The sequence below is a fragment of the Protofrankia sp. CiP3 genome, assembly GCF_917627345.1.
Lineage (GTDB): Bacteria > Actinomycetota > Actinomycetes > Frankiales > Frankiaceae > Protofrankia.
In genome coordinates this window covers 1-8,568 of record NZ_CAKJTM010000149.1, presented here as the reverse complement: position 1 = coordinate 8,568, position 8,568 = coordinate 1, and the positions used below count along the sequence as shown (strand labels likewise).

General features: G+C 69.9%; 7 protein-coding genes and 2 pseudogenes. 6 read left to right on the top strand and 3 right to left on the bottom strand.

Features of this window, described 5'->3' with window-relative positions:
• Both MJ797_RS24735 and MJ797_RS24730 read right to left on the bottom strand, forming a co-directional pair.
• On the bottom strand, nucleotides 1-1,927 hold a 1,927-nt coding region (locus MJ797_RS24735; protein ID WP_239341807.1), incomplete at its 3' end, for a DUF6603 domain-containing protein.
• A 10-nt stretch (nucleotides 1,928-1,937) separates the two neighbouring features.
• Nucleotides 1,938-2,804 (bottom strand): hypothetical protein, encoded by an 867-nt coding sequence (locus MJ797_RS24730; protein ID WP_239341805.1) that lies wholly within the window; start codon nucleotides 2,802-2,804, stop codon nucleotides 1,938-1,940.
• A gap of 865 nt (nucleotides 2,805-3,669) precedes the next feature.
• On the opposite strand from MJ797_RS24730, the gene MJ797_RS24725 reads away from it, so the two are divergent.
• The 3 genes from MJ797_RS24725 to MJ797_RS24715 all read left to right on the top strand — a co-directional run bounded on the left by MJ797_RS24725 (nucleotide 3,670) and on the right by MJ797_RS24715 (nucleotide 5,207).
• Nucleotides 3,670-3,936: a type II toxin-antitoxin system Phd/YefM family antitoxin gene (locus MJ797_RS24725; RefSeq protein ID WP_239308786.1), complete on the top strand. Its 267-nt coding sequence runs from the start codon at nucleotides 3,670-3,672 to the stop codon at nucleotides 3,934-3,936.
• Nucleotides 3,926-4,393 carry a type II toxin-antitoxin system VapC family toxin gene (locus MJ797_RS24720; RefSeq protein ID WP_239341803.1) on the top strand — a complete coding sequence of 156 codons (468 nt, stop codon included), beginning with the start codon at nucleotides 3,926-3,928 and terminating at the stop codon, nucleotides 4,391-4,393. Before MJ797_RS24725 ends, MJ797_RS24720 begins: the two co-directional genes overlap by 11 nt.
• A 565-nt stretch (nucleotides 4,394-4,958) precedes the next feature.
• Nucleotides 4,959-5,207, top strand: coding sequence for an Arc family DNA-binding protein (locus MJ797_RS24715; protein WP_239341801.1), 249 nt, complete (start codon nucleotides 4,959-4,961; stop codon nucleotides 5,205-5,207).
• 588 nt (nucleotides 5,208-5,795) lie between these two features.
• On the opposite strand, the gene MJ797_RS24710 is transcribed toward MJ797_RS24715, so the two are convergent.
• On the bottom strand, nucleotides 5,796-7,628 hold the full coding sequence (locus MJ797_RS24710) for a glycoside hydrolase family 13 protein (protein ID WP_239341799.1): 1,833 nt from the start codon (nucleotides 7,626-7,628) through the stop codon (nucleotides 5,796-5,798).
• A 131-nt stretch (nucleotides 7,629-7,759) separates the two neighbouring features.
• On the opposite strand from MJ797_RS24710, the pseudogene MJ797_RS24705 reads away from it, so the two are divergent.
• The 3 genes and pseudogenes from MJ797_RS24705 to MJ797_RS27670 form a co-directional block, all read left to right on the top strand.
• Nucleotides 7,760-7,876, top strand: a pseudogene (locus MJ797_RS24705) (transposase); the annotation flags it as partial.
• Nucleotides 7,877-7,884: 8 nt separating this feature from the next.
• Nucleotides 7,885-8,079 (top strand): hypothetical protein, encoded by a 195-nt coding sequence (locus tag MJ797_RS24700; protein ID WP_239341797.1) that lies wholly within the window; start codon nucleotides 7,885-7,887, stop codon nucleotides 8,077-8,079.
• Nucleotides 8,080-8,113: 34 nt separating this feature from the next.
• Nucleotides 8,114-8,370, top strand: a pseudogene (locus MJ797_RS27670) (multiprotein-bridging factor 1 family protein).
• The last annotated feature ends 198 nt before the right edge of the window (nucleotides 8,371-8,568 follow it).

Sequence of the window (8,568 nt, the reverse complement as noted above, 5' to 3'; positions counted from 1 at the left end):
CACCCGCGGCGAGCAGCGCCGCGCGGCCGGCGACGACCGCGGCGCCGGGATCCCGCAGCCGCACCAGCGGGCTGGCCACCGCCACGGGGGCGTGGCCGTGGCCGGCCGTGGCCGCCAGGGCCAGCGGCGGCCCGAGAGAAACGGTCGTCGGGAACCGGAACCGCCGGGCGATCACACAGAGCTCGGGGCCGATCGAGCGGGAGCCCTGCGGCCCGAGGACGACCGCGTTCGGCGTGAGCAGGAACCCCGCGTCGAACTGTGCGTAGCCGGCGCCGGCCAGCGCACTGGTGGCGTCGAGGGCGAGGAACTGCGCCGGGGCGAACGCCGCGGGTGTCATGGTCAGCGGCGGCTCCTGGTCGCCCGCGCTCACCCGCAGGGTCACCGCAGCGGGCAGCGGGACCCCGTCCATCCGTTGCAGGGCGACCCCGAGCGGCACGGCGGTCTGCGCGAACCGCAGCTCAGCCAGCGGGTGGACGGCGGCGGCACCGTGATCCGGGCCGGGGCGCAGCTCGACCACCGCCGGGACGGGCGCGGTGCTCGCCGTCCAGTTCGACGCGGTGCGGAGCTGGCCGAGCAGGACGTCGAGCGGGGCGCGCGGCTTCGGGAGCCGCGGCGCGTCCGACGAGCCCCAGGTCAGCTCGGGGATGTCCACGTCGACGTCCCACCACAGCACCGAGACGCTGGCGTGGCCGTGGATGCGCCACGGGCTGGGGCCGGAGAGGTGCCCGCTCAGGCCGAGGCTGCCGACGCAGAAGTCGGCGCACTCCACGCTCACCCGGGCGGAGAAGTCGACGGCGAAACCGAACGGGTCGAGCTGGATCAGCGCGTCGAACGCGAAATGGCCCGAGATATTGAAACCATCGATTCCGGCCCGCAGGTCGGCACGCGCGCCGAACTGGACCGATTCGGTGGTGACGGCCAGATAGGCCGCCAGCCGGGCGCGCAGCATCGGGCCTGGGGAGATCTCGGTATGGATCGGCGTCATCCCCGCCATCCCGTCGGGCGGGGTGAAGGCCGGATGGAAGCCGCCAGCGGAGAGCGCGAACAGCGGGTCGTCCCCGGTGCGCAGGCGCAGCCGCAGCTCGCCGTCGACCGGGATGCCGACGATCCGCGAGTTCGCCAGCGTCGCCTCGATGGACAGGCCGTCCCCGGTGATCGTCCCGAAAACGAGCGCTTCGAGCCGGATCAGCGCCGCCTGCTCGAACGGCAGCGTGATGGCGACGCGGCCAAGGATCACCACCCCGTCGTCGCTGGCGAGGACCGCGATGGTGGCCGCGACCACTGTGGGCGTGCCCCAGCCCAGCTTCAGCATCGGGCCGGCGACCGCGCTGCCCGGCGCGGCCGGGAAGCAGCCGTTCAGCACCGGGAGCAGCCGGTCGGCGCCGACGATCGGGACGCGGGGGAACAGCAGCCGGGACAGGTCCCCGGAGCTGGCCGCGGCCTGCAGGGCCGGGATGTCGGGGCGCCGGCCGAGGCCCACCAGCCCGCCCACGCCCACCAGCGTGAACCCGAACGACAGCTGGATGGGGACGTCGAACTCGGCCGCCAGCAGCGCCACCAGGGACAGGCCACCGCCGCTCAGGTCGAGGATGCCGAACCCGCTCACCGCTACCGGCCCGAGCCGGGCCGACAGCGCGCCGGCCCACCGGTCGCCGTCGCGGCGCAGGTAGCCGCTGCCCGTCACACCCGGCAACGTCAGCTCCGCGCCGGCCCCCGCCGGCAGCATCGGCACGGCCCGCATTTCCAGGCCTGGCGGTCGCAGGCGCACGCTGAGCTGGGCCTCGACGCGCGCGTCGTCCACCCGCAGCCGCAGGCCCGGCAGGTCGAGGCCGGCGCTGACGCCCAGGTCGACGCTGACAGTGCTCGCGGTCCCGTCGGGGCGCCCGGCGACGTCCAGGGTGCCGATGATCCAGCCATTCCCGCTCATGGTGACTCCGTCAGCTCGGGCCGAGGGTGAACTGGGGGGACTCGTCCGCCGCGAGCAGGAGCCGCGGCGAGTACCGGATGTCCGGCGGGCTGAGGGCGACGATCGAGCCAAGCGGCCCGAGCAGGCTCTGCAGGTCGAGCTCGGCGTCGAGCCCCGGCTGGCCGCCGTCGCCGCTCAGGCCCACCGACAGCCGCCACAGCGGGTGGTCCGGCGGCTGCGCCGGATACCGCAGGGCCAGCTCGAGCCGCACCTTGCCGACGCTCAGCCGGGCGACGCCGACGTCCTGGTCCAGGCCAGGCGTGAGCGCCACGGACAGTCGCACGCCACCGGTGCCGTCGGCGCCTTTGGGCGCGGTCACCGGGCCGCCGAACGGGATGAGCCAGGTGGCGGTCCCGCCGGGGTCGGTCGCGATGCCCACCGTGAGCGGGCCGCCGCCGGACGGGATCTGGACGCCGTCGAGCGCGCCGTTGATTCTGATCATCGAGCCATGCTGCCCGTCGCCCGTCAGAGCAAGCCCAAGGGTGACCGAGGCCTGGACGGCGTCCGGCGTCGCCGGCAGGTAGGTCAGCGTCAGCATCCGGGCCCAGTCGGGCACCTGGCAGGTGCCGACCAGCAGGTGGTCAGGGTCGAGCTCGTGGATCGCCAGCAGGGCGATCACGAGCAGGTTCCACCAGTCCGGCGGGTTGACGAGCTGCTTGAGCCGGTCGAGCTGCTGCTCGGCGAACAGCCTGATGTCGTCCACGAGCCGCTCGGGTGCGCCCTCGGCCTCCTCGAGCAGGTCGCCGAGCCGGTCGCCGCCGTCCCGCGCGGCATCCGCCGCCGCGGTCAGCAGCTGGGTGAGCACGGTGCCGATGGTGTCCGGCGTCGCCGTAGCCATCTGTCACCTCCGTCCGCTGATGGGTCGTCCCACCGGTCCGTTGGCGTCTCAGCCCGCCCGGCAGGAGCGATCGATGCCCAGCCCTGACGGGCGGGCAAGAAGCGTTCCGGCCCGGCGCCAGTCCTGCCGTTATAGCGAATTAAGAACATTTTTTACCTTGATTTGCACGAAATTCTGGCGAAGCTTCCCGAGCCAGTGAAGCCCATGGTGATCGTTCCTGCCGGCGGCGGTAATCACCCATCGGATCACCCCCCAACAGGTATGATCGACAGCTTTCCCGCCAGGCAAGCCTCGCCCTGCGGCAGCTCGTGTCACGTTATGCGCGGCACGGTCCCGTGACATCGGTGCTAGCACCAACCCGGCCAGACGGGGATGTCGCGCGTCCGGCAGCTCGCCGACGCGCGTGCTTGGAGGGCTCTGGTGCGTGGTGGCCTCGCCCTGGCCGGGCTGGACTCGGCTGCGCGCTATGCGCGCACGTTGTGGACGGGGCCGAGCGCGTCGTGCACAAGCTACGGGTCCCGCGGGCGGAGCGGGTAACGCATCCGCGCTGGCACGGCTGGCCGTGATCCGGGGCGGCGATGAACGTGCCCCAGCCCCGCGACGCCGCGTCCCTGTTGCCGGGCGCTTTGAGAGCGCCCGGCAACAGGGCTGTCCGGCTCGCGGCTCCCCGCGTCCCGCCCGGCCGCGTTGTCGTCAGCCGGCGCCCACCACCAGGGCGCCTTCCTCCGCCGCCTTGCCGGATCGGGCACGGATGAGCAGCTCACTGATCGAACGCCCTATCCTCGGGCGCTCTAAGCGATCACGTTTGGCGTGACTCGCGATTTTCGGTGCGGCACGGTGTGGCACTGGGTGCTACGCTGTCGGGGTGGGCGTCCCTGAGATCACGCAGCGGGATCTGCGGTCGAGGTCGCGGGAAATCATGGACGCCGTCGAGCATGGGCAGTCGTTCACGGTAACTCGGGATGGTCATCAGATCGGGCAGCTCGTCCCAATGCGGCGTCGGCGCCGGTTCGTCTCGCGGCAGGAGTTCGCCGCGATGTCGCGCAACGCTCCTGACGCCGATCTGGCGGCGTTCCGCGCCGACCAGGACACGGCGGCTGACCATGAGGCGACGAGCGCCTATGACCGGTGAATCCGCCCGGCAGGGCCTGCTGGACACCAATATCCTGATCCTGCGCCGCTGGGTCAACGTTGCCGAGCTTCCGGACGAGATGGCGATCAGCGTGGTGACACTGGCGGAGCTGTCCGCCGGGCCGCACCAGGTGCGGCGCAACGACGAGCAGGACCTGTACGACGAGCATGCGGAACGGGCGCGGCGGATGGAGATACTCCAGCGCGTTGAGAACGAGTTCGACCCGATCCCGTTCGACGCCGAGGCTGCGCGGGTCTACGGCCGGTTGTCCGCGGCCATCGTCGCCGCGGGTCGCAAGCCGCGTCGCCGGATCGCGGACCTGATGATTGCCGCTACGGCGGTCGCGGAGGGCCTTCCGCTGTTCACCACCAACCCCAGCGACTACACCGGCCTGGAAAGAGGCTTGCGCGTGGTCCCGGTCACGAGGCCGCCTTTGCCCCATGAGAAAGAGCCCTGACCCAGCCAGGGGTGCCGGTAAGGTTGCTGCCGTTGGCGTCGATGGCGGACGTTTTGTGCGTCGCGGCCACACACGGAGGCGACGAGTGGCAAGGGTTCCGGATCGCAGTCAGACCGAGGATCTGAAGATCACCATCGATGCGCGGCGAATCGAGCCGATCGCCACGTCGTTGATCAAATTCGCGACAGCGAACAAGAAATCATCAGCGTCCCCGCGGATCAGATGGCCCTCGGAGGCCCTCGTGTAGCAACGGGTCCATCATCCGCGGCGGACGCTCACTTCGGAGTATTTGCGCAGGTGGTCGGCTGGCGAATCCGGCGTCCGCCTCGGTGTGACGGCAGCGCCAGTGGGTGGAGCCGCGGGCGGCCAGCAGCCGGCCGCCGTCGCTGTCCCGGACGCTGGCCGGCACGACGAGGACTCCGAACAGGAGACCGAGGTGCGGTGATGATGCATGTTGGCTAGCGAGCGGCCCAGGCTCTGGGCGGCCCGGGGTCACCCGCTGACGTTCGACTGCATGCTCCCGCCTCAGTGGGTAGCACCGTTATGATACCATAATGGTATGGCTATGACACTCCGCTTGCCGCCCGAGGTTGAAGAGCAGCTAAAGCAGGTCGCCGAATCCGAACATCGCAGCGTTCAACAGACGGTGCTGGTCGCGATAGAGGAGTACCTGTCGATGCGTGAAACCGCCGAGATCCTTGCTGATCCGGCTGCGCTTCGGGGCTTGGCTGAGGCCCGCGAAGCTGAGCAGGCCGGCGATGTGGTGTACGGCATCGAAGCAGCGCATGCGTTGCTGGCTGAGCGCGAACGGTGAGCGGCGACCCCTACGATCTCGGAATGAGCCGGCCGGCCCGGCGGGCTATCTCCGAACTGCTTCCGGAGGACGTTGCCGCCGCGGCTGTTGAATTCATCACCGGACCACTCCTTGAGGCGCCTTACCGTGTCGGCAAGCCTCTCCGAGAGACGTTGTCCGGATTTTACAGCGCCCGACTTGGTGTCCAGTGGCGCGTGCTGTACCGGATCGACGAATCAAAGCATGCGGTAATCGTGCAGGATATTCAGCCTCAGTCGGCTGCATACCGTCGCCGATAGGGCTTGAGACGGCTCAGCTAAAAATCCCCGGGCGAGGCCCGTCGATCTATGGGAAGACACGCGCGCCCTGCGCCACCTCGAAGACCCTCGTCAGTCGGGCACACCCGCCCGCTCGCGCCAGCGATCTGACGCTCTCGCCGAGGCTCCTGCCGACGGATACCTTGCCCGCCGGGCGTTGCGTGTGCTCCGTTGTCCGCGATTATCAACCCGCGGTGGATCGCTGAGATCTACGGTCGTCCGCATGACTCTAGACCGCAGGGCGATCTCTCAAATCCCGATCCGGGAAAGCCGTATACATCGTGATCGCAGGTCATAGGTTGAGCGGAGGGGAACGGTGGGTAGCGATTACCCAGGCCGCGGTGTCCGGGGGCAATGTGATCGTTGTGCCGTTGTAGGTTACTGGATTGCTCGCCAGTGCCAGCCGGCCCGGGACCGTCAGCTGAACGTGTACATCTGCCGTTGACATAACGCAGGTAACGGTATGCCCCCCGATGGGCGGCTGGGCGCGCCTACCGTCGTGCATGCCACCGTCGTGGTGTTCGCCCTCGCTGTCGCTCTCTGTTGCGGGGCCAGCCCAGCTACTCGGAGATAGCCGGTCGAAGGCCAGGCAGCCAGGCGGGGTGTCCTCCCGCCACCGCAACGTGTCCGGCACCGACCCGGCGAACGCCGGTAACGCCCGGCGCAACCGCAGCGCCTCTCGGGTGAAAACGAGCGCGGAGGTGGCATCGCCAGTCTGCGCCTCGACGCTGAACGCCGCCCAGCCCGGCGGCTGGGGCAGCCATGGCGTCACCCCGGGTGGCGCGAAGCCGAACGGCGGGTTTTGCCCAGCCCACGGCATCGGCACCCGGGCGCCGTCGCGGCCGGGGGAGGTGCCGCCGGAAGACCGCCACACCGGGTCCTGGCGCCACTGCGGCGCGACGTCGGCCTGCGGCAGGCCGAGTTCGTCACCCTGGTAGAGGAAGACAGCGCCGGGCAGGGCAAGCATCGTCAGCAGCGCGGCCCGCGCCCGGCGCATCCCAGCTTCGCCTGTGCCGTACCGAGTCGCCGGGCGGACCACGTCGTGGTTGGCGAGCACCCAGGTCGGCGCGCAGCCGTGCCGGGCGGTGGCGGCCAGATCCGCGCGCACAGCCGCCTGCCACGCCGCGGCCGACCATGGCGTGGTCAGGAGCGAAAACGCGAATGTCAGGTGGAGCTCGTCGGGGCGCACATAGCAGGCGAGCCGGTCCGGGTCGGCGACCCACGTTTCGCCGACCAGCACCCGGTCCCGGCCATCCCGGCGGTCGTACTCGTCGAAGAGCCGGCGCCAGCTGCGGTAGATCTCGTGGACGCCGTCCTGGTCCCAGACATGCGGCTCGTGCTTGTCCCTGAAGGCGGTGTGGGGGGCGAGCTCCGTATCGGCGGGGTTGTCCCGCAGCTCGGCGTCCTTGACCAGGCCGTGGGCGACGTCGATGCGGAACCCGTCCACTCCCCGGTCGAGCCAGAACCGCAGGGTGCGCTCGTGGTCCTCGCGGACCTGCGGGTGGCTCCAGTTCCAGTCCGGCTGTTCGGCGGCGAACAGGTGCAGGTACCACTGCCTCGGCTGCCGAGGCTGCCCGCCGGGCTGTGGGCTCGGAGGGCCGCCTGATTCGCTGCCTTCCGGCGGCTCGATCGGGACCCGGGCCCAAGCCGGACCACCGAACACCGACACCCAGTTGTTCGGCGGGAGCGCGCCGTCCGGGCCGGAGCCATCGCGGAAGACATACAGCTGCCGTTCGGGGGAACCGGGCGGGCTGGCCAGGGCCGCGTGGAACGCCGGATGCCTGTCGCTGGAGTGGTTCGGGACGAGGTCGAGGAGGACTTTCAGGCCGAGGGAGTGGGCATCGCGCAGGAGAGCATCGAAGGCGGCGAGGTCGCCGAAGAGCGGGTCGACGTCACGGTGGTCGGCGACGTCGTAGCCGTGGTCGGCCATCGGGGATGGGTAGAAGGGAGTGAGCCAGATCCCGTCCACCCCCAAGTTGCGCAAATAGTCCAGGCGGGAGCGCACCCCGGCCAGGTCACCAACACCATCACCGTCAGAATCGGCAAAACTGCGGACGTACACCTCGTAGAGGACAGCGTTTCGCCACCACTGGTCACCAAACGGTATCTCGACGCTGGGTTCCATACCGGTATGAAACCCTACCAAGGTTCAGAGTGGAATACGCGGCTAGTGCCAAGGACGTTCGCTTTGGGGCCGTCGAAAAATAGCCCGTAGGTTCCACGGATCGGGCAAGATCCTGCGCTGTGGGGTTCGGGGTGAGCCGGGAAACGCTGGTAGCGAAGTTCGAGACGATCTTCCCTTATCTCGATGAGCGGCAACGGCGGCTGCTGATGGGTGCTGAGGCGCGGGCGTTCGGGCGCGGCGGGATCCGGCGGTTCACGTGGACCGGCAGGCGGTGCGGGTGACGTACTGGCTGGCCCCGGGGCGGCGGTTTGTGTTGTTGACGGTGTTCGTCAAGACCCGGATGCGCGAGGTGAGCGAGGTAGCCCGGGCCAGGTGCACGCTGGCTCGGTGCCTGGCCGAGCAGCACACTGCTGACGACGTGCTGGACGAGGAGGGTGGGGACAGTGGCTGAGCGGTCGGAGTGGGCGCAACTGCGGGAACAGCGCATGGCTGAGCCGGGCGCACACGAGGCGTACCAGGCGGCCCGGCTGGCTTCGAGCTCGGCCGTGTCGTCCGGCAGCTACGTCAGCAGCGTGGCTGGAGCCAGACTGAGCTGGCGCGTGCGGCTGGTATGACCCAGTCGGCGGTGGCGCGGTTCGAAGCCGGGGGCACCGTGCCCACGCTGCCCGTCCTGGACCGGCTCGCCGACTCACTCGACGCCGACCTCGTCGTCCGTGTCACGCCCCGCTCCCACGTCGCATAACCGTCCGAACGGAGGGCGACCTCAGTTTCCGGTGGGGTCTTGCCGGGGTGGATGGACGGCAGGTGGGGGAGGCGCGGGTTCATCGTCAGACACCCTCTTGACCTGGGAGAATGAGGTCGGATGTGAGGGCGATTGGCAGGGCTGCGCGAAGGCCACATACTGTAGCGGTCAGTTTCTCTATGCATTGAGCCTTTTCAA